The following is a 19,612-nucleotide window of genomic DNA, read 5'->3' on the forward strand; positions in this document are numbered from 1 at the left end:
CAGCCCAGCCCCCCACCGCCGCCCCCGCCCCCATCGCCGCCCCGGCCCCCGGCCCCGCGCCCGGGCGGCGCCGCCGTCTGCTCGTCCTCGCGATCTGCTGCCTGAGCCTGTTCATCGTCGGCCTCGACAACACCGTGGTGAACATCGCCCTGCCCGCGATCCAGCGGGACCTGGACGCCCCGGCGTCCGGGCTGCAGTGGATCATCGACGCCTACACCCTGGTGCTGGCCTCGCTGCTGATGCTGTTCGGCTCGGTGGCGGACCGGTTCGGCCGTCGCCGGGTGTTCCAGACCGGACTGGTGTGCTTCGCGCTCGGCTCACTGCTGTGCAGCCTCGCGCCGAACCTGGAGTGGCTGGTGGTGTTCCGGGCGCTGCAGGCGGTGGGCGGCTCGATGCTCAACCCGGTGGCGATGTCGATCATCACCAACACCTTCACCGATCCGAAGGAGCGGGCCCAGGCGATCGGCGTCTGGGGCGGTGTGGTCGGCATCTCGATGGCGCTCGGCCCGCTGCTCGGCGGCTTCCTGGTGGACGGCGCGGGCTGGCCGTCGATCTTCCTGATCAACGTCCCGGTGGCGCTGGTGGCGATCCTGCTGACGGCCCGTTTCGTGCCGGAGTCCCGCTCGCCCCGGCCGCGCCGACTGGACCCGGTGGGGCAGCTGCTGATGGTCGTGCTGCTCGGCTGCGGCACCGCCGCGATCATCGAGGGCCCGGCGAACGGCTGGACCTCCCCGCTGATCCTCGCCCTCGCGGGGTCCGCCGTGGCCGCGCTGGTGGCATTCCCGCTGTGGGAACGGCGGGTGGCCGAACCTCTGGTGGACCCGCGGTTCTTCGCCAGCGCGCCGTTCGCCGGGGCCACCGTCACCGCGGTGTGCGCTTTCGCCGCGCTCGGCGGCTTCCTCTTCCTCAACACCCTCTACCTGCAGAACGTCCGGCACTACGGCCCGGTCGAGGCCGGTCTGTGGACGCTGCCGATGGCCGGGATGATGCTGGTCTGCGCGCCGCTGGCCGGACGGATCGTCGGCATCCGGGGCCCGCGCCTGCCGCTGGTGGCGGCCGGGCTCGGCCTCGCCGCGAGCGGGCTGCTGCTCACCCGACTCACCGCCGACTCACCGCCGGCGCTGCTGCTGGTCGCGTACGCGCTGTTCGGCTTCGGCTTCGGCATGGTCAACGCGCCGATCACCAACTCGGCGGTCTCCGGGATGCCGCGCGCCCAGGCGGGTGTGGCGGCCGCGGTGGCGTCGACCAGCCGGCAGGTCGGCCAGTCGCTGGGCGTGGCGGTGATCGGCACGGTCGTCACCTCGGCCGTGGTCGGCCCGGTCGCGACCGGTTTCACCCCGGCCAGCCACGCCGGCTGGTGGATCCTGGTCGGTCTCGGCGGCGCGATCCTCGCCCTGGGCCTGGCCACCACCACCGCCTGGGCGAGCGGGACGGCCGCCCGGGTGGCCGCCCGCCTCGGCGGTGAGCCGCCGGCCGTCCGGCCCGGTGTGCGGGAGGCCCCGCCCGAGCGGCTACGATGACCACTACGGCGGAAGAGCCGGCCGGGCGGTCGCGACGGGTCACCAGACCCGCCGAGGAACGTCCGGGCTCCACAGAGCAGGGTGGTGGGTAACGCCCACCCGGGGTGACCCGCGGGACAGTGCCACAGAAAACAGACCGCCCACCGCTCCGGCGGTGGGTAAGGGTGAAACGGTGGTGTAAGAGACCACCAGCGACCGGGGTGACCCGGCCGGCTAGGTAAACCCCACCCGGAGCAAGGTCAAGATCGGCGCCCTCGGGCGCCGTGCGCGGACGTTCGAAGGCTGCTCGCCCGAGTCCGCGGGTGGACCGCACGAGGCTGTCGGCAACGGCAGCCCTAGATGGATGGCCGCCTCCCCGGGCCGCGCAAGCAACCCGGGAGACAGAACCCGGCGTACAGGCCGACTCTTCCGTCGCCGACTTGGGGAAGGCCCTCTGATCTGCACTTTCGCAGGTCGGGGGGCCTTTCGCATGCCCTGACTGCCGCAGTCCGGTCGCTCACTCTTCGTGTCTATTACCGGCTGTTCCCAGTCGCGCTGTGGCGCACCGATGCGGGTGGCCGGATCCAGCGACTCCTTGGCGACCGCGAGCGCCTGCTCGACGTCGTTGGCCTGGAGGCGGCCCTTGGCCTGGAACACGCGCACCAGCCGGGCTCGGAATCGGCAGCCTCGACGGCCAGTGCGACTTCGGCCCCCGCCAGGTCTCGTTGGCACGCGAGCGATCACCGAGCGCGGCGTGGGCCCGGGCCCGTCCTCCCGGTCGCCGAGCATGCCTACCGGCACACGATCAAGCTCCCGGTCTGGCATCGTGAGCAGGATCTCGCGCTGGCCGAACAGTACGTTCGCGCGGCCGTCAAGGTGAGCGACCACCACAAGGAGTTGCTGTGACCGTTGCCTCCGCCGAGTTCCTGGCCGGCCTCGTCAGCGATGCCCAGCAGGACGGCATCACCGGCTTCGTGGCCGCAGCTGTCGTCACCGAGGCCACCCGGATCCTCCTGGTGCGGCGCAAGCCCGACGACTTCATGGGTGGGCTGTGGGAGATCCCGTCCGGCAAGGTCGAGGAGGGCGAGACCATCCTGGAGGCCCTCCACCGAGAGACCGCCGAGGAGACCGGCCTGACCATCGGGACGGTGAACGGCTACGTCGGCCACTTCGACTACCCCGACAGCCGTGGCGGTATCACCCGGCAGTTCAACTTCGCGGTCACGGTCGAGAAGGCCGAACCGGTTGTCCTCACCGAGCACAACGCCCACCAGTGGGCCCTGCCCGGCGACCTGCCCGAGGTGAGCGATGCGGTGCGCGAGCTGATCGCCAGGTGAGCCGGAGCCGTCGACCCGCCCGCCCGGGGGAGAAGTCGACCCGCCCGCCCGGCGGAAGAACGTGAGGACAGGACCGCGGGGAAGCGGCTGCTGTCCGAGGTGCGGCGGCGATCGAGCCGCGGGTAGCTGCCGCTGAGCCGACTGGGTCCGGCGTACGGGCCGACTCTTCCGCTCCCTTCCGGCCGTGACCGGGCGGGGCGCGCCGGCTACTGCGGGTGGGCGCCGACGGCGTCGCGGATCTGCTCGCCGAGCCCGCCGTTGACCCGGGCGCAGCTGGCGCAGCAGAAGAACATCCCGGCCACTTCGACGCCGTGGCCGACGATACGCACGTTGCACTGCTCGCAGCGGGGCGCGAGCTTCTCCATCGCGCACTCGAAGCTGTCGAAGGTGTAGGTGTCGCCGGTGACCGTCTTGATCTCGAAGGCCAGCCAGTAGTCGTTTCCGCAGGTGACGCAGTTGGCCATGGCGGCCGTCTCCTTCCGGTGGGGCCGGCCCTGGCGGGGCGGCTGGTTCCAGTGTCGGAGGACCGGTCGGAGGCGGCCACCCGGCGGGACTGTCGGGCGGACGGGCGTCAGGCGGGGCGGGCGGCGAGTTCTTCGAGGGCGCGGACGGCGCGTTCGGCGTCGTCGGCGGCGACGAACAGGTGGTCGTGGTGGAAGCCGGCCACGACGTTGCAGCTGATCCCTTCCTCGGCGAGCCGTCCGGCCACGGCCGCGGTCAGCCCGACGGCCTCCAGCGCCGAGTGGATCTGCAGGGTGATCCAGGCCGCCACGTACTCGTAGCGCAGTCCGAGGGCGTCCGCCTCTTCCTGGGCGACCACCACCGTCACCCCTTCGGGTTCGGCGACGGTCACCACCGGCCGCATGCCGGCGGGCACCCTCGCGGGGAGCGTGCAGTACACGTACCGCCCAGGGTTGAGCAGCGGGCGCATTCCGCGCAGCAGCGTCGCAAGATCTCGTTCTCCGGCCATGCCCGTCACCGTAGCGGCTGGGCACGGGGCGTGTCCGGGCCTGTCGGCCGTGTCGGGAGCCGTGCGCGGCGGTTGCGGGTGCTGCGGCGGGAGGTGCCGGGCGGTGTCGGCGGTCGGTCGAACTCCGCTGGGGCCGGTCGCAGTTCGGTGGGGTCCGTCGGGCCCGTCGAGTGGGATCGGCTGTCGCTGGCGCGTTGACGAGCGACAGTCACCGATATATCGTCGAACTATCGAGACAGTGACTCGACTGTCTCGGGTAAGCGTTCGGAGGAAGTACTCGGAGAACGCTTCGGAGAACCAGGAGGTGGGCGCCATGCGCTCAGGAAAGCGATTCCGTGGAGAAAGCCCGGGCGGCGGTCGGCGTTGGCCGGGGCCGGAGTTCCGGGGGGTGCCCGGGGAGGGCTTCGAGGGGCGGGAGGCGTTCGGCGGGTTCGGTCCGCCGTTCGGCGGCGGCCCCGGCCGGCCGATGGGCGGCCCGTTCGGGCACGGCTTCGGCGGGCACGGCGGCAGGCGGGGTGGGCCGCACGGGCGGCGCGGCGGCCGGGCCCGGCGCGGTGACGTCCGCGCCTCGCTGCTGGCGCTGCTCAAGGAGCGGCCGATGCACGGCTACGAGATGATCGCCGAGATCGCCGAGCGGACCGGCGGGGCCTGGCGGCCCAGCCCGGGCTCGATCTACCCCAACCTCCAGCTGCTGGAGGAGGAGGGCCTGATCACTGCGGAGGTGGTGGGCGGCAAGCGGCTGGTCTCGCTCACCGAGGCGGGCCGGGCCGAGGCCGAGGCCGGTCCGGCGGAGCCGTGGGCGGAGGCCGGCCGGGAGGTCGACTGGGAGGCCGTCCAGGAGGTGGGCCAGGCGCTCGCCGCGCTCGACCAGGCGGTCCAGCAGGTCATGCGGACGGGCACCGAGGCGCAGCGCGCCAAGGGCCTGGCCGTGCTGACCGAGGCCCGCAAGAAGCTGTACCTGGTCCTCGCCGAGGACGACTGACCGGCGAGAAGGGGGCGGGAGCCCGGCTGTGGAAGCCGGCCCGGCGGGCGGTGCCGCTGCTCAGGGGCGGACCACGAACAGCGCCACGCTGACGAGCAGCAGCACCGCCCAGGCGAACCAGAGCCAGCCGTCGGGCCCGATGACCACGCTGTAGAGGCACACCACCGGCAGCAGCGCGCCGGTGACGACGGCGACCTGCCGGTTGTGGTGCGCGACGGCGCGGGGGCGGCTCCTGGGGTGCCGTTCCGTCCTGGCCATGCCGACCTCCCGTGGAGGCGATGGGGGGCGGACCGTCAGCCGGAGGCCTTGGCGGTGGCCGCCTCGTCGTACTCGTAGCGCCAGAACCAGCTCAGTCCCCGTACCTGCTTGGCCCGGACGTACACCAGTGTGCGCGCGGGAGCCCCGCCGTGCGCGGGGACGGGGACCTTGTACGTCTTGGGCACGCCGAGCATGGGCCCCAGGGGGATCGGGAGGATCCGCCCGTCCAGGGGGCCGCCGACGAATGCGGTGTCCGCGCTCTTCATCCCCCCAGGATCTCACCTCCGCGCGGGCGACCACGGGCCCCGCCGGGGTGACCGGGAACACCCGGAAGGGAAGCCGGAAAGGAAACCGGAAGGGAAAGCTGCCGGGAACGCCTCGTGAGGGCCGCGTGCCGGGAGTGTGCCCGGTCTGCGCGCGGTCTGCGCGCGGGAGTGTGACCGGGGAGGCACCGCCCCCGGTCATCCGGAGGGCCCGCGCACCCTTATCCTTCCTGTACGCCCTCGGGGTCCACCCGGGACAGCGGGCCCCGTACGGGCCGGGCGGGGCGCGGATCCGCGTGCCCCTCCGGCCGATCCGGCGCGGACAGCGTGCTGCCGCGACTGCGTACCGTGACCCGGGCGTCGGCCGTCCGGTGACCCCGGGACGCGGTCGGCGGGGCGCGGACGGCAGGGCCGGGCACCTCCGGGAAGCAGCGGGGGGCGTCGTGCGTTGCGTCGGAGTGGTACGTCGAACGCTGTGTCGCACCAGGCACGGCAGTTGCGCGGAAGGGGCCCGATGGAAGCCGGCGGCAGGTGGACGACCTGGTGGCAGAAGCGTGATCGTCAGCGGACTCGCGAAGGGGGCGCGGACGGTCCGGCCGGGGGGCTGGCCGAGCTGCTCGGCGCCGCGCGCGCCGGTTTCCCGCTGGCGCCGGCCGCGCACCCGACCGGCTACCGCTGTTCCTGTGACCGGGTGGCCTGTCCGGCCCCGGCCCAGCACCCGGTCTCCTTCGCCTGGCAGACCCAGGCCACGACCGATCCCGATCAGCTCTCCCGCTGGCTCGCCCGCGACCCGCAGGCCAACTTCATCACCGCCACCGGCCGGGTGCACGACGTGCTGGACGTCCCGGCGGAGGCCGGACGGCTGGCGCTGGAGCGGCTGACCGCGCTGGGAGTCGAGGGCCCGGTCGCCGCCGTCGGCGAGGACCGCTACCTGTTCTTCACCGCCACGCGCGGCACCCCGCAGGACGAGGACGAGTGGTGGCCGAGCGCGCTCGACTCCACCCCGGACACCATGTCCGAGCACCCCGGCCTGCGCTGGCACTGCCGCGGCTCCTACACCCTCCTCCCGCCGGCCGCGCTGCCGGACGGCTCCCGGGTGCGGTGGCTGCGCGGGCCCGAGCAGCCGCTGCCGGACCCGCTGCGCGTCCTGGACGTGCTGACCGACGCCTGCACCGAGGTGGGCGCGGTGGCCGAGGAGCAGTGGCTCATCGGCTGACGCCGCGCCCGGCGCGCCGTCACGGCAGGGTGAGGACCTCCGCGCCGTCCGCCGTGACCACCAGGGTGTGCTCGAACTGGGCGGTGCGCTTGCGGTCCTTGGTGACGACCGTCCAGCCGTCCGGCCAGATCTCGTAGTCGTGGGTGCCCAGGGTCAGCATCGGCTCGATGGTGAAGGTCATGCCCGGCTTGATCACCTCGGTGGCCCGCTCGCTGTCGTAGTGCGGGATGATCAGGCCGGAGTGGAACGACGTGTTGATGCCGTGTCCGGTGAAGTCCCGCACCACGCCGTAGCCGAAGCGCTTGGCGTAGGACTCGATGACCCGTCCGATGACGTTGATCTGGCGGCCCGGCTTGACGGCCTTGATCGCCCGGTCGAGGGATTCCCGGGTGCGCTCGACCAGCAGCCGGGACTCCTCGTCCACGTCGCCGACCAGGTAGGTGGCGTTGAGGTCGCCGTGCACGCCGTGGATGTACGCGGTGGCGTCGATGTTGACGATGTCGCCGTCCTGCAGCACGGTCGAGTCCGGGATGCCGTGGCAGATCACCTCGTTGATCGAGGTGCAGACGGACTTGGGGAAGCCCCGGTAGCCGAGGTCGGACGGGTAGGCGCCGTGGTCGCACATGTACTCGTGGGCGACGGCGTCCAGCGCGTCGGTGGTGACGCCGGGGGCGATCAGCTTGGCCGCCTCCTCCATCGCCCGGGCGGCGATCCGGCTCGCGATCCGCATCTTCTCGATCGTCTCGGCGGTCTGCACCTCGGGCCCGGTGTACGGCGCCGGGGCGGGGCGCCCGACGTACTCGGGGCGCGGGATGTGCGCCGGGACCTTGCGGGTGGGGGACTGGATGCCGGGTACGAGAGCCATGGCCGCGAGTCTAGTCGCCGGGCTCCGCCGGGTCGGGCGGTGTGCGGAGGGGCCCGGGCACGGGAATGATCGGTATCGACCCGACACCTGAACGCCGCCTGTCCGACCGAACGCCGAGTGCCTCGAAACGAACGCCGAGCGCCTGAACGGGAGAACGCCATGCCCCTCGGATTCCACCGCAAGCCCACCGGCAAGCCCGGTGAGTGGTTCTACTGCATCAAGCACGACAAGGTCGAGGAGGGCCCGGAGTGCCCGGCGAAGGACCGTCTCGGCCCGTACACCAGCCCGGAGGAGGCCGCCCAGGCGCTGCGGATCGCGGACGAGCGCAACCGGGAGTGGCAGAACGACCCGCGGTGGCGGGACGAGCCGAAGGGCCCGACCGCGTAGGCGCGCCGAGCGCCTACCAGCGGCTGAGCGCGGGCGCCGAGGCCAGCCGCCCGGCGAGGTCGGCGAGCCGGTCCAGGGTGGAGCGGCGGGCGGGCGGCCGGCCGGCGGCGGCGCTGACCAGGTGCTGCGCCAGGTCGAAGGGCTCCTCGGCGGCCGTGCCCACGGCCAGCCGCTCGTGCGCGAGTCCGCCGAGGTCGCCCGGCTCGGTGGGGGCGGCGCCGTCCAGCGCCAGCACGGTCGCGCCCTGCCGCCGGGCGTCGTGCACCCGCTCCAGCAGCCGGGCGCCGGCCGCACCCGGGGCCACCACCAGGACGGTGGCGCCGCGCCCGGCCTCGGCCAGCCGCCGCAGGTCGTGCGCGAGGTGGGCCGGGGCGCCGGCGGGCGACCGGTGCCGCAGCAGGGTCGGTGCCAGCCGGGGGACGGCCGACCAGGCCGCCTCGTCCGCCAGGTGGGCGGCGAGGTGCCAGGGCTCGTACGCCTCGGTGCCGACCAGCAGCAGGCCGCGCGCGCTGCGCCGCTCCACCGAGCGCCGCAGCGATCCGGCGAAGCCTCCGGCCCGCTCCAACCAGCCCGTGCCCGCCAGCCGTTCCCGGAGTGCCGAAACTCTCACCGCGTCCATGCGGGCCAGGATGTCGCGCCGGGCCGGGGGTTTGGCAGGATCAGCCCATGACTTCCCTCGAATCAGCGACAAACCCGGCCCATGAACTGCCGGACGTCTCGCAGCTGGTGGTCGGCGTCCTCGGCGGCACCGGCGACCAGGGGCGCGGCCTGGCCCTGCGGCTGGCCAAGGCCGGCCAGCGGGTGATGATCGGCTCCCGCGACGCCGCCCGGGCCGAGGCCTCGGCGGCCGAGCTGGGCCTCGGCGTGCGCGGCGCCGACAACGCCACCGTGGCCCGGGAGAGCGACGTCGTGATCGTCGCGGTCCCGTGGGAGGGCCACGCCGCCACCCTGACCGCGCTGCGCGAGGAACTGTCCGGCAAGATCGTCGTCGACTGCGTCAACCCGCTCGGCTTCGACAAGCAGGGCGCCTACGCGCTGAAGCCGGAGGAGGGCAGTGCCGCCCAGCAGGCCGCCGCGCTGCTGCCGGACTCGCGGGTCACCGCCGCCTTCCACCACCTGTCGGCGGTGCTGCTGCAGGACGAGTCGGTGGAGGCCGTCGACACCGACGTCATGGTGCTGGGCGACGAGCGGGCCGCCACCGACGTGGTGCGAGCCCTGGCCGCCCGGATCCCCGGCATGCGCGGCATCTACGCGGGCCGGCTGCGCAACGCCCACCAGGTCGAGGCGCTGGTGGCGAACCTGATCTCGGTCAACCGACGCTACAAGGCCCACGCGGGCCTGCGCGTCACCGACGTCTGAGCGTGCGCTCCGGACGCCGCCGTGTCGACCTCACCCCTGGACCCGCTCCGGAGGTGAGGTCGGCGACAATGGACGGCGGCCGCGACCCGGACGGCCGTACCCGTACTAGGAGCCTCCCGCCATGCCCCGCACGTCCCTGCTCGCCCTGATCGTCGTCGTCCTCGCGCTGGCCGCCGCCGTCTTCTCGCTGACCCAGGGCCTCTGGCTGGGCCTGGTCTGGCTGCCGCTGGCCGGTGTGGCCAGCAACGTGGTCTGGCTGAACCGCCGTCGCGCGAAGATCGCCGAGGCCGCGGGGGCGGCGGCCGAGCAGGGCTGACCCCGCTCTCGCGGGCTAGTTCTTCCAGAAGCTGAACAGGTACCGGCCGAGAGTCGCGTAGTCCTGGTCCACGCCGAAGAGGCCCATCAGGCCGTGGACGATCCCGAAGAAGAACGAGTTCACCTCGGGCTGCCACAGCAGCGCGAACACCGCGAGCATCCCGTACGGCGCGAACGGCTCGACCGCGCGCCGGGTCTTGTACGACAGCCACGGCTCCACGACGCCGTAGCCGTCCAGGCCGGGCACCGGCAGCAGGTTCAGCACCGCCGCGCTGAGCTGGAGGAAGGCGAGGAAGCCGAGCGCGCCGGAGAACGGCGAGATGGTCAGCTCGTAGCCGTTCCAGAACGCGTGCACCGCCGGGTCGTCCAGCCAGCCCGCGCCGATCGGGACCAGCAGCGCGGCCCCGATCAGCAGGTTGACCAGCGGACCGGCCGCCGAGATCAGGCTGTGCTTGAGCCGGCCCTGGATCCGGTGCCGCTCGATCCAGACCGAGCCGCCGGGCAGGCCGATGCCGCCGAGGATCACGAAGACGATCGGCAGCACGAAGCTGAGCAGCACGTTGGCGTACTTCAGCGGGTTGAGCGTGAGGTAGCCCTTGGCGCCGACGGTGAGGTCGCCGCCGTGCAGCGCGGTGCGCGCGTGGGCGTACTCGTGCAGGCAGAGCGAGACCATCCAGCCCGCGACCACGAACAGGAACACCCCGAACGAGGCGTTGCCGTAGCCCGCGTACACCGCCCAGCCGGACGTGCCGAGTATGGCGAGGAGCACCCAGAACACCGGGCTGATCCGGCGGTCCTCGCTGCGGGAGCGCGGCGTGGCGGCGAAGGTCATGGTGGGGAAGCTCCGTGGGCAGGGGGAAGGGGGAAACAGGGGCAGGGGTCGATCATGCCGGGCGGGCCCGTGACCGACAAGCCGCTCCGGATGAACGTCCGGACTCCGGGCCGCGTTCCTCCGCGCCCACAGGGGTCAGCACAATTGTGCGGCCCCGCCCCCGCCGATCCACCAGAATGGTCCGGTGCACTACGGGATCCTCGGGACGACCACGGCCCACCACGACGACGGCACCCCGGTGCCGCTCGGCGGCGCCCGGCTGCGGGCGCTGCTGACCGCGCTCGCCCTGAGACAGGGCCGCCCCGTGCCGGCCGACCTCCTGGTGGACGAGGTCTGGGAAGCAGATCCACCGCAGGACTCCTCCGCCGCGCTGCAGACCCTCGTCGGCCGGCTGCGCCGCACCGTCGGCCGCGACGAGATCGGCTCCGGCCCGGCCGGGTACTGGCTGACCGGCCCGGCCACCGACCTCGCCGACTTCCAGCGGCTGACCGCCGAGGGCCGCCGCGCCCTCGACGCCGGGGACCACGCGGCCGCCGCCGAGGGGCTGCGCGCCGCCCTGGCGCTGTGGCGCGGCCCGGCCCTCGCCGACCTGCCGGACCGCACCGGCCCGGCCGCCCGGCTGGAGGCCCAGCGCGAGGAGGCCCGCCGCCACCGGATCACCGCCGACCTCGGGCTCGGCCGGGCCGCCGACCTGGTGGCCGAACTCACCGAACTGTGCGAGCGGCAGCCGCTGGACGAGCAGCTGCAACTGCTGATGATCCGGGCGCTGCACGAGAGCGGCCGGACGGCCGAGGCGCTGCGCCACTACGAGCGGACCAGGCGCGCCCTCGCCGACGAGCTCGGCGTCGACCCGGGGCGGCGACTCCGGGCCCTCCACGCCGAGTTGCTCGCCCCGGCGGCGCCGGAGGCGGTGGTGCCGCCGGCGCCGGCGCCCGCCAAGGCTGCGCCGGTACCGGCACCGGCACCGGCACCGGCGCCCCCGCTGCCGCGCGCCGGCGGCAACCTGCGCGGCCGGCTGACCAGCTTCGTCGGCCGGGAGTCCGATCTCGCCTCGCTGCGCGCGCTGCTGGCGAAGCGCCGGCTGGTGACCCTCACCGGCCCCGGCGGCTCCGGCAAGACCAGCCTCTCCGTCGAGGCCGGCCGGGCCGAACAGCCCACCGGGACCTGGCCGGACGGCGTCTGGGTGGCCGAACTCGCCCCGCTGGAGAGCCCGGACGCCGTACCCGCCGCCGTGGTCTCCGCGCTCGGTCTGCGCGAGATCGTGCTGCACAGCGCCAGCATCGTCACCGAGGTGATCGAGAAGCGCGCCGAGGACCCCCTGCGCCGGCTGGTCGAGCACTGCCGCCACCGCCGGATGCTGCTCGTCCTGGACAACTGCGAGCACCTGATCCAGGCCGCCGCCGACCTCGCCGACGTGCTCCTCGCCGAGTGCCCGGGGCTGACCGTGCTCGCCACCAGCCGGGAACCGCTCGGCGTGCCCGGCGAGACGGTGCTGCCGGTCGAGCCGCTGCCCGACCCGGTCGCCCTGCGGCTGTTCACCGAGCGCGCCGCCGCCGCCCGTCCCGGCTTCGACCCGCAGGGCGATCCGGAGGCCTGCGCCGAGATCTGCCGCCGCCTGGACGGGCTGCCGCTGGCCATCGAACTGGCCGCCGCCCGGCTGCGGGTGATGACGGCGCGCCAGATAGCCGACCGGCTGGACAGCCGGTTCGCACTGCTCACCGCGGGCAGCCGCACCCTGCTGCCGCGCCAGCAGACCCTGCGCGCGGTCGTCGACTGGAGCTGGGACCTCCTGGGCAAGCGGGAACGGGCGGTGCTGCGCCGGCTCTCGGTGTTCTCGGGCGGCTGGCAACTGGAGGACGCCGAGGCGGTCTGCGCCGACGGCGTCGACGTGGCCCCCGGCGAGGTCGCCGACCTGCTGCTCTCGCTGGTCGACAAGTCCCTGCTGGTCGCCGACCTGGACGGTGCCAGCCTGCCGCGCTACCGGATGCTGGAGACCATCCACGAGTACGCGCAGGAACGGCTCGGCGAGTCCGCCGCCGAGCGCGCGGCCACCGAGAGCCGCCACCTCGCGCACTTCCGCTCCGTGGTCACCGACGCCGACCTGCAGATCCACGGCTCCCGGCAGTTGCACTGGCTGACGGTGCTGGAGCGCGAGCAGGACAACATCCGGGCCGCGCTGCGCCGCGCGATCGACCTCCGGGACGAGGAGCAGGCCCTGGCCCTCGCCCTCGGCATGAGCTGGTACTGGTCGCTTCGCAACTACAGCCTGGAGGCCCGCAACTGGTACGACGCGGTCGCGGCGCTGGGCCCGGACCCGCTCGGCCCGGACGCCCCGCCGCCGGTGCCGCTGGAACACCACGTACTCGCGTACGGCCTGCCGATGCCCGAAGGGGTCGCCCAGGAGGCCCGCCGGCTGCTCGCGATGTACCGGCTGATCGGGCTCTTCGAGGGGAACCTGGAGGTGCTCGGCGACCCGCAGGCCGTCGACATCGCCCGGAAGCTGCTGGACTCCTACACCCCGGAGCTGCCGCAGGCCTACCGGTTCCCCGCGCTGATGCGGGTCTTCGGCGCCTTCCTGTCAGGCCGGGTGGACCTGATGAAGGACCTGCTCGACGACGCCGTCGCCGGCTGCGAGCGCCACGGCGGCCCGAACGACATGGCGTTCGCCCTGCAGCTCCGGGCCAAGATGATGAACGACTGGCCGGGCGGCGAGGAGCAGGGCATCCGGGACGGCGAGCGCTCCCTGGAGCTCTACCGGCAGGCCGGAAACCTCTGGGGGATCTCCCAGGCGCTGGCCGCCCAGGGCGAGTCGCTGGCCGCCCGGGGTGACGCCGAGGCCGCCGCCGCCGCGTACGGGCGGGCGATCGAGCTGGCCGAGGAGCTGGGGGCGCCGCAGGAGGTGCCGATGCTGCGGGTCCACCTCGGCAGCGCCCTGCTGGAGCGGGACATGGCGGAGGGCGAGCGGATCATCCGTGCCGCGCTGGCCGAGGTCGACTCCCCGGGCCTGGACCAGGCCAGCAGCGGCGCGTGGCTGTTCGGCCATCTGACGCTCTGCGGCGTGCACTCCCAGCGCGGCGAGTACGACCAGGCCCTGGCCGAACTGGACCGGCTGGAGGGGCTCGAACTCCACTTCTTCGCGCCGAGCGTCGTCTCCGGGCTGCTGGTCTCCTCCCGCGGCTGGCTCACGGCCCGGGCCGGCGACCCGGAGCGGGGGCTCGAACTGATCCGTGAGGGCCGGGGGATCCTGCGGTCGATCACGACGTCCTCCGGCTTCGTGGAGCAGATGGCGGTCATGGTGGTGCCGGCCGTCGTCGGGACCCTGCGGGTCTTCGCCGAACGCGACCGGGACCTCGGGCGGGCCGCGACCGCGGCGCTCCTGCTGGGCGCCCAGAACGGGCTGAACGGCCCGAAGGGCGGCTACCTGGACCGCGTCGAGCGCGAACGGTCGGCCGCCGCGCTGCGGGAACTGCTGGGCGACGCCGCGTACGAGGAGGCCTACGCGCGCGGGAACGCGATGACGCAGGAGCAGACGCAGGCGCTGCTGACGGAGTTGATCGGGTAGGCCCGCCCCCGAGCCGCCAACCGCGGACCCCGAGCCCCGAACGCGGACCTTGGACCCCGGACCCCGGACCCCGAGCCCCGGGCCCCGGTGTCGTGAGCCCGGCGGGCCCGGGGGTCGGGCCCCCGGCCCCCCCCCCCCCGGGGCCGGGGCCGCCCGCGGCGCCCGCGGGGCGGGGGCGGGGGCGGCCGGCGGGGGGGGGCGGGGGGGGGCCCGGCCCGGCACAGGGCCCTTGGTGAAGGCCTGCAGCCAGCCCGGCATGGTGTCGGTCGGCGCGAAGATCGAGCTGCCGAACTGCATGGGCATCAGGACCAGCATGGAGACGCCCTGGACGGCCTGCGCGCTCTTCATCGCCATGCCCAGCAGCATCGAGATCCAGACGATCGACATGCCGAACACCAGCGACAGGCCGACCGCGGCCAGCAGCTCCGGCACGCCGGTCTTCAGCTCGAAGCCGAGGATGAACGCGAACGTCAGCAGGATCGCGGAGGAGAGCAGGGCCCGCAGGGTCTCCGCCACGATCTTGGACAGCAGGACGGAGGCCCGGCCGATCGGCAGGGTGCGGAAACGGTCCATCACCCCGCTCTGGAAGTCGCTGTTCAGACCGGTGCCGACGGCCAGCGCCAGCGTCATACCGGTCTGGCCGAGCAGGCCGGGGATCATGAACTGCTTGTAGGCGTCCTGGTTCCCGGCGAACATGGCGCCGCCGAAGACGTAGACGAACAGCACGGTGAAGACGATCGGCATCAGCACGGCGTCGAACATCGACTCCGGGTCGGCCTTGATCCGCATCAGGTTGCGGCGGGTCAGCGCGCCGATGTGGCGCAGGGTGTCGGCCGGACCGATCCGGGTGTCCGCGGACCGGGCGTCCTCGGCCCGGGCGGCGGGGGCGAGCGTGGCGGTGGTCATGCGACGGGCTCCTTGACGAGGGCGTCGGCGGCCGCGGTGGCCGCGTCGGCGGTGGGCTTGCCGGTGATGGCGAGGAAGACCTCGTCCAGGCTGGGCACCTTGGTGTCGATGCCGGCGATGCCGAAGCCGCGGCCGCCGAGCAGGCCGATCACGGCGGTGAGCTGCTCCTCGCCGGTGATCGGCACCGCGAGCAGGCCGTCGTCGGGGGAGACGGTGGCGGTGGTGATGCCGCTCGCGTGCAGGCAGCGGGCCATCTCCGGCAGTTCGGCCGGATGGGCCGGGCGGACCTGGAGGATCTGGCCGCCCACCTTGGCCTTGAGCTCGGCGACGCCGCCGTTGGCGATCACCCTGCCCCGGTCGATGACGGTCAGCTCGTTCGCGAGCTGCTCCGCCTCCTCCATGTACTGGGTGGTCAGCAGCACCGTGCTGCCCTCGGCGACCATCCGCTGCACCTCGTCCCAGACCTCGTTGCGGGTGCGCGGGTCCAGGCCCGTGGTCGGCTCGTCCAGGTAGAGCACCCGGGGGCGGCCGATCATGCTGGCGGCCAGGTCGAGGCGCCGGCGCATGCCGCCGGAGTAGGTCTTGGCGGGCCGCTTGGCGGCCTCGGTGAGCGAGAAGCGCTCCAGCAGCTCGGCGGCCCGCGCCTTCGCGTCGCGGGTGGAGAGGTCGAGCAGCCGGCCGATCAGGTAGAGGTTCTCGTACCCGGAGAGCAACTCGTCGACGGAGGCGTACTGGCCGGTCAGGCCGATGGTGCGGCGCAGCTGCTTGGGCTGGCGCAGCACGTCGTACCCGCCGACGAACGCACTGCCGGCGTCGGGCTTGATCAGCGTGGAGAGGACCCGCACCAGGGTGGTCTTGCCGGCGCCGTTGGGGCCGAGCAGGGCGAGGACGGTGCCCTCGCGGACGGTGAGGTCGACGCCGTCGAGGGCCTTGGTGGTGCCGAAGTGCTTGACGATGCCGTGCACCTCGACGGCGTTCCCGGCTGCTCCCCGCGTGTTCGGGGCAGTGGCGATTCCTGTCATGCCCCCAGGCTCCCCGGCCCGCCTGTCAGCCCCCTGTCAGCCCGGCGGCGGTCGGGGCGGTCCGCTGCCAGGCGGCTGTCAGGCCGCTGTCAGCGCCGCTCGGGTACGACAGCGCCCCCGCTCCGGGCTTCGGAGCGGGGGCGCTGGGGGCCGGCCTCAGTGGAAGCTGTGCTCCTCCGCCGGGAAGGCGCCGGTGCGGACGTCGGCCGCGAACTCGCGGGCGGCTTCGCCGAGTACGCCGCGCAGGTCGGCGTACTTCTTGACGAACTTGGGCACCCGGCCCGCCGTCATGCCGGCCATGTCGGTCCAGACCAGGACCTGGGCGTCGGTCTCGGGGCCGCCGCCGATGCCCACGGTCGGGATCGCCAGCTGCTCGGTGACCTGGGCGGCCAGTTCGGCGGGGACGGCCTCCAGCACCACCGAGAAGGCGCCGGCCTGCTGGACGGCCTTGGCGTCGCGCAGCAGTTGGTGGGCCGCTTCGTCGCCGCGGCCCTGGACCGGGTAGCCGCCGAGGGCGTGCACGGACTGCGGGGTGAGGCCGATGTGGGCCATCACCGGGATGCCGGCCTCGACCAGCAGCTCGATCGAGCGGGCGCTGCGCTCGCCGCCCTCCAGCTTGACCGCGCCGACGCCGGCCTCCTTCATCAGCCGGGCCGCGTTGTGCATGGCCTGCGCGGGGGACTCCTGGTACGAGCCGAACGGCAGGTCGGCGACGATCATCGCGCGCTTGGTGCCGCGGACGACGGCGGCGGAGAGCATCACCATCTGATCCATGGTCACCGGCACGGTGGTCTCGTAGCCGAGGTGGCAGTTGCCGGCCGAGTCGCCGACGAGCAGGACGGGGATCCCGGCCTCGTCGAACACGCCCGCGGTGAGGGCGTCGTAGGCGGTGAGCATCGCCCACTTCTCGCTGCGCTGCTTGGCGGCGGCGAGGTCGCGGACGGTGACGCGGCGGTTGGTGACCCCGCCGTAGAGGGTGGCGGTCCCCGTCTGGCTCTGGGCAGGCGAAGGCGAAGAAGCGTTCATCGAACGGACTCCTGAAGGGTTGTCGTCTCGTGGCGCCGTACGGCGTCCCCGGATCACCTCCATGCTTGCACGCCCCGGCGTGAGCGCAAAGAGGGGTGCGGTCGGCGGGGTGCGATCCACGCCACACCGGGTGTGCGGGGCGCTCCGCGCCGGGGCGCGCGGGAGGCTCCCGGCTTTGCCTCGTTTTTACGAAACGGGGTCGTCTCGTATCGTAATAGCCGCTACTCTGGTGCCGGGGGGTTACGAGACGTTTCCGACTCGGAATTGCCCGCCAGTGCCACGCCAACACGGACGGGAAGACCAATGACCACCGCAGCCGCGCCACCTCGTGTGCCGGAAGCCATCCACCGTCGGCGCTGGGCGATCCTCTGCACCCTGGTGCTCGCCCTGCTCGTCGTCGTGCTCGACAACTCGATCCTCAACGTCGCGATGAAGACCATCGCGACCCCCGCTCCGGTCGGCCTCGGCGCCACCCAGAGCGACCTGGAGTGGTCGATCAACTCCTACACCCTGGTGTTCGCGGGGCTGCTCTTCACCTCCGGCCTGCTCGGCGACCGCTTCGGCCGCAAGCTCGCGCTGCTGGCCGGCATGGTGGTCTTCGGCATCGCCTCCCTGCTGTCCGCGATGGCCGGCTCGCCCGGTGAACTCATCGGCTACCGCGCCCTGATGGGCGTCGGCGCCGCACTCGCGATGCCCGCCACGCTGGCGATCATCATGAACGTCTTCGAGCGTTCCGAGCAGCCCAAGGCGATCGGCATCTGGGCCGGCGCGGTCGGTCTGGCCATCGCCATCGGCCCGATCACCGGCGGTCTGCTGATCGAGCACTTCTGGTGGGGCTCGGTCTTCCTGATCAACGTCCCGATCGTGATCGTCGCGGTGATCGCGATGGCGATCCTGGTGCCCGAGTCCAAGGACCCCAACCCGGGAAAGCTCGACCCGGTCGGCGTACTGCTGTCGATCATCGGCCTGGTCGCGCTGATCTACGGCATCATCAAGGGCGGCGAGCTGGCCGACTTCACCGCCGTCGGGGCCTGGGGGCCGACCCTGGTCGGCGTGCTCGCGCTGGTCGCCTTCGTCTGGTTCGAGGGCCGCACGCCGTTCCCCGCGCTGGACGTCACCTGGTTCCGCAACAAGGTGTTCAGCGCCTCCGTGGTGGTCGTCGGCGTGATCTTCTTCGCGCTGATGGGCGTCTCCTTCTTCGGCGTCTTCTACATCCAGAGCGTGCGCGGCTACAGCGCGCTGCAGGCCGGCCTGCTGATGCTGCCGCTGGCGGTCGCCCAGCTGGTGTTCGCGCCGCGGGCCCGGCTGGTGGTCGACCGCTTCGGCGTCGCCGCCACCGCCACGAGCGGCATGGTGCTGGTCGCGATCGGCTTCGTCGGCTACACCGTGCTGACCACCACCAGCCCCATCTGGGTGCTGATCGTCCTCGGCCTGGTGATGGGCGCCGGCATGGCCCACGTCATGCCGCCGGTCACCGTCGCGATCATGGGCTCGCTGCCCCGCGAGAAGGCCGGTGCCGGATCCGCCGTCAACAACACCTTCCGCCAGGTCGGCGGCTCGCTCGGGGTCGCCGTGCTCGGCGCGGTGCTCTCCACCGTCTACCGCGACGGGATGTCCGACACCCTCGCCCGGCTGCCCGAGGGGCTGCGCGACAAGGCGGGCGAGTCACTGGAGGCCACCGTGGCCATCGCCGACCGGATCCCCGGCGGCAAGGCACTGATCGGCCCGGCGAACGACGCCTTCATCCACGCCATGCACGTGGTCGCCGCCCTCTCGGTGGGCATCTCGCTGGTCGGCGCGCTGGTCGCCTGGTTCCTGCTCCCGCGCCGCGTGGCCGCCCCCGGCGGTCCGGCCGCTCCGGCCGCCGGGCAGCGGGACGAGTCCCTGGAGGCCGCGACCGCGGAGGCCTGACCCGCGGTCGGACCGGCCACCGGCCGAACGACCGGTGGCGACTGAGTGACAATGGCCCTGCCACCCCGGGTGCGACCGGGGCGGCAGGGCCTCGGTCCGACGGGCCCCCCGCCCGTCGCACGGACCACCCACGAGACGGACGGCGCCCGGGCGCCCGGGGACAGCGAGGAGAACAGCGGGGATGAACACGGACACCCCGACCGCCAGGACGGCCGCCCCGACCGCCGACACCGGCCCGGCCTGCGCCGCCCGCCGCGGCCGACCGCGCAGCGAGGCCGCCGAGCAGGCCATCTTCGCCGCCGTCGAGGACCTGATGGCAGGCGGTACCGCGATGTCGGAGCTCACCATCGAGGGCATCGCCACCGCCGCCGGCGTCGGCAAGGCCACCATCTACCGGCGCTGGCCCAACAAGGAGGCCCTGCTGGTCGACGTGGTCAGCCGGCTGGAGGTCCCGATGCCGGGGCCCACCGGCGAAGGCGCCCGGGCCGACCTCATCGACATGGTCGACTACATGCGCCGGCGCGGCCTCGCCAAGCGCACCCGCTGGGTGCTCAAGGCCGCCTACGGCGAGATGCAGAGCCTGCCCGAACTCCACAACGCCTACCGCGAACGGGTGATCAAACCGCGCCGCGAGGCCGGGCTGGCCCTGATCCGCCGCGCCATGGACGAGGGCGTGCTGCGCGACGACCTCGACCTGGACCTGCTCGGCGACCTGCTGATGGGCCCCATCCTCTACCGCAGCATCCTGTGGGACGACTCCGACCTGGAGGACCCGGACCTGGCCCGCACCATGGTCGACTCCCTGCTCGACGGCCTCGGGCCCCGCTGACCCAGGGCCCCGCCGACTCAGGGCCACGCTGACTCACGGCCCCGCTGACCTCGGGCGATGCCCCCCGGCGCCG

19 protein-coding genes, 1 other RNA gene and 1 pseudogene are annotated in these 19,612 nt (G+C 73.5%); 11 read left to right on the forward strand and 10 right to left on the reverse strand.

Annotated elements, in window-relative coordinates; all coding sequences use genetic code 11:
* Positions 1 to 32 precede the first annotated feature (32 nt).
* From IF30_RS0136540 to IF30_RS0136550, 3 genes are all read left to right on the forward strand, one after another.
* Positions 33 to 1,520, forward strand: coding sequence for a DHA2 family efflux MFS transporter permease subunit (locus tag IF30_RS0136540; protein ID WP_051712016.1), 1,488 nt, complete (start codon positions 33 to 35; stop codon positions 1,518 to 1,520).
* 13 nt (positions 1,521 to 1,533) lie between these two features.
* Positions 1,534 to 1,931: RNase P RNA component class A (rnpB, locus tag IF30_RS44280), an RNA gene on the forward strand.
* A 470-nt stretch (positions 1,932 to 2,401) separates the two neighbouring features.
* Positions 2,402 to 2,836, forward strand: coding sequence for an NUDIX domain-containing protein (locus IF30_RS0136550; RefSeq protein WP_030246672.1), 435 nt, complete (start codon positions 2,402 to 2,404; stop codon positions 2,834 to 2,836).
* A gap of 206 nt (positions 2,837 to 3,042) precedes the next feature.
* Here the strand turns inward: IF30_RS0136550 and IF30_RS0136555 are convergent, their stop codons facing one another.
* Together IF30_RS0136555 and IF30_RS0136560 are read right to left on the reverse strand one after the other, a co-directional pair.
* Positions 3,043 to 3,300 carry a hypothetical protein gene (locus IF30_RS0136555; protein ID WP_030246673.1) on the reverse strand — a complete coding sequence of 86 codons (258 nt, stop codon included), beginning with the start codon at positions 3,298 to 3,300 and terminating at the stop codon, positions 3,043 to 3,045.
* Between the two features lie 107 nt (positions 3,301 to 3,407).
* Positions 3,408 to 3,806, reverse strand: a complete 399-nt coding sequence (locus IF30_RS0136560) for an ACT domain-containing protein (protein WP_030246675.1) — start codon at positions 3,804 to 3,806, stop codon at positions 3,408 to 3,410.
* Positions 3,807 to 4,119: 313 nt separating this feature from the next.
* On the opposite strand from IF30_RS0136560, the gene IF30_RS0136565 reads away from it, so the two are divergent.
* On the forward strand, positions 4,120 to 4,788 hold the full coding sequence (locus IF30_RS0136565) for a PadR family transcriptional regulator (protein WP_030246677.1): 669 nt from the start codon (positions 4,120 to 4,122) through the stop codon (positions 4,786 to 4,788).
* 60 nt (positions 4,789 to 4,848) lie between these two features.
* On the opposite strand, the gene IF30_RS0136570 is transcribed toward IF30_RS0136565, so the two are convergent.
* Complete coding sequence (locus tag IF30_RS0136570; RefSeq protein WP_030246680.1) at positions 4,849 to 5,046, reverse strand: hypothetical protein; 198 nt, start codon at positions 5,044 to 5,046, stop codon at positions 4,849 to 4,851.
* Positions 5,047 to 5,081: 35 nt separating this feature from the next.
* Positions 5,082 to 5,312 (reverse strand): hypothetical protein, encoded by a 231-nt coding sequence (locus IF30_RS0136575; protein ID WP_051712010.1) that lies wholly within the window; start codon positions 5,310 to 5,312, stop codon positions 5,082 to 5,084.
* A gap of 511 nt (positions 5,313 to 5,823) precedes the next feature.
* Between IF30_RS0136575 and IF30_RS0136580 the strand changes: the two genes are divergently transcribed.
* A complete protein-coding gene (locus tag IF30_RS0136580) occupies positions 5,824 to 6,525 on the forward strand; it encodes a bifunctional DNA primase/polymerase (RefSeq protein ID WP_030246683.1) in 702 nt (233 codons plus the stop codon).
* A 19-nt stretch (positions 6,526 to 6,544) separates the two neighbouring features.
* Here IF30_RS0136580 and map read toward each other — a convergent pair whose 3' ends face one another.
* The gene (map, locus tag IF30_RS0136585; protein WP_030246685.1) at positions 6,545 to 7,390 is read right to left on the reverse strand and encodes a type I methionyl aminopeptidase; all 846 of its coding nucleotides are present in this window, start codon (positions 7,388 to 7,390) and stop codon (positions 6,545 to 6,547) included.
* Positions 7,391 to 7,549: 159 nt separating this feature from the next.
* On the opposite strand from map, the gene IF30_RS0136590 reads away from it, so the two are divergent.
* Complete coding sequence (locus IF30_RS0136590) at positions 7,550 to 7,777, forward strand: hypothetical protein (RefSeq protein ID WP_030246687.1); 228 nt, start codon at positions 7,550 to 7,552, stop codon at positions 7,775 to 7,777.
* A 13-nt stretch (positions 7,778 to 7,790) separates the two neighbouring features.
* On the opposite strand, the gene IF30_RS0136595 is transcribed toward IF30_RS0136590, so the two are convergent.
* A complete protein-coding gene (locus tag IF30_RS0136595) occupies positions 7,791 to 8,396 on the reverse strand; it encodes a hypothetical protein (protein WP_030246689.1) in 606 nt (201 codons plus the stop codon).
* Positions 8,397 to 8,443: 47 nt separating this feature from the next.
* On the opposite strand from IF30_RS0136595, the gene npdG reads away from it, so the two are divergent.
* Positions 8,444 to 9,136 (forward strand): NADPH-dependent F420 reductase, encoded by a 693-nt coding sequence (npdG, locus tag IF30_RS0136600; RefSeq protein WP_030246690.1) that lies wholly within the window; start codon positions 8,444 to 8,446, stop codon positions 9,134 to 9,136.
* Between the two features lie 121 nt (positions 9,137 to 9,257).
* Positions 9,258 to 9,452 carry a hypothetical protein gene (locus tag IF30_RS0136605; protein ID WP_030246691.1) on the forward strand — a complete coding sequence of 65 codons (195 nt, stop codon included), beginning with the start codon at positions 9,258 to 9,260 and terminating at the stop codon, positions 9,450 to 9,452.
* Between the two features lie 15 nt (positions 9,453 to 9,467).
* On the opposite strand, the gene IF30_RS0136610 is transcribed toward IF30_RS0136605, so the two are convergent.
* Positions 9,468 to 10,283: a site-2 protease family protein gene (locus IF30_RS0136610; RefSeq protein ID WP_030246693.1), complete on the reverse strand. Its 816-nt coding sequence runs from the start codon at positions 10,281 to 10,283 to the stop codon at positions 9,468 to 9,470.
* Positions 10,284 to 10,467: 184 nt separating this feature from the next.
* Between IF30_RS0136610 and IF30_RS0136615 the strand changes: the two genes are divergently transcribed.
* On the forward strand, positions 10,468 to 13,845 hold the full coding sequence (locus tag IF30_RS0136615; RefSeq protein ID WP_030246695.1) for an AfsR/SARP family transcriptional regulator: 3,378 nt from the start codon (positions 10,468 to 10,470) through the stop codon (positions 13,843 to 13,845).
* 291 nt (positions 13,846 to 14,136) lie between these two features.
* On the opposite strand, the pseudogene IF30_RS46005 reads toward IF30_RS0136615, so the two are convergent.
* The 3 genes and pseudogenes from IF30_RS46005 to panB all read right to left on the reverse strand — a co-directional run.
* Positions 14,137 to 14,751 (reverse strand): annotated as a pseudogene (locus IF30_RS46005) (ABC transporter permease); the annotation flags it as partial.
* Entirely contained in the window at positions 14,748 to 15,773 is a 1,026-nt protein-coding gene (locus IF30_RS0136630; protein WP_030246702.1) for a daunorubicin resistance protein DrrA family ABC transporter ATP-binding protein, read from the reverse strand. The gene IF30_RS0136630 and the pseudogene IF30_RS46005, both read right to left, overlap by 4 nt.
* Before the next feature lie 156 nt (positions 15,774 to 15,929).
* The gene (gene panB / locus IF30_RS0136635; protein WP_030246704.1) at positions 15,930 to 16,799 is read right to left on the reverse strand and encodes a 3-methyl-2-oxobutanoate hydroxymethyltransferase; all 870 of its coding nucleotides are present in this window, start codon (positions 16,797 to 16,799) and stop codon (positions 15,930 to 15,932) included.
* Between the two features lie 303 nt (positions 16,800 to 17,102).
* Between panB and IF30_RS0136640 the strand changes: the two genes are divergently transcribed.
* Complete coding sequence (locus IF30_RS0136640) at positions 17,103 to 18,710, forward strand: DHA2 family efflux MFS transporter permease subunit (RefSeq protein ID WP_030246706.1); 1,608 nt, start codon at positions 17,103 to 17,105, stop codon at positions 18,708 to 18,710.
* A 181-nt stretch (positions 18,711 to 18,891) separates the two neighbouring features.
* On the forward strand, positions 18,892 to 19,539 hold the full coding sequence (locus IF30_RS0136645) for a TetR/AcrR family transcriptional regulator (RefSeq protein WP_030246710.1): 648 nt from the start codon (positions 18,892 to 18,894) through the stop codon (positions 19,537 to 19,539).
* The last annotated feature ends 73 nt before the right edge of the window (positions 19,540 to 19,612 follow it).

The organism is Streptomyces sp. NRRL S-350 (assembly GCF_000719705.1).
GTDB lineage: Bacteria > Actinomycetota > Actinomycetes > Streptomycetales > Streptomycetaceae > Kitasatospora.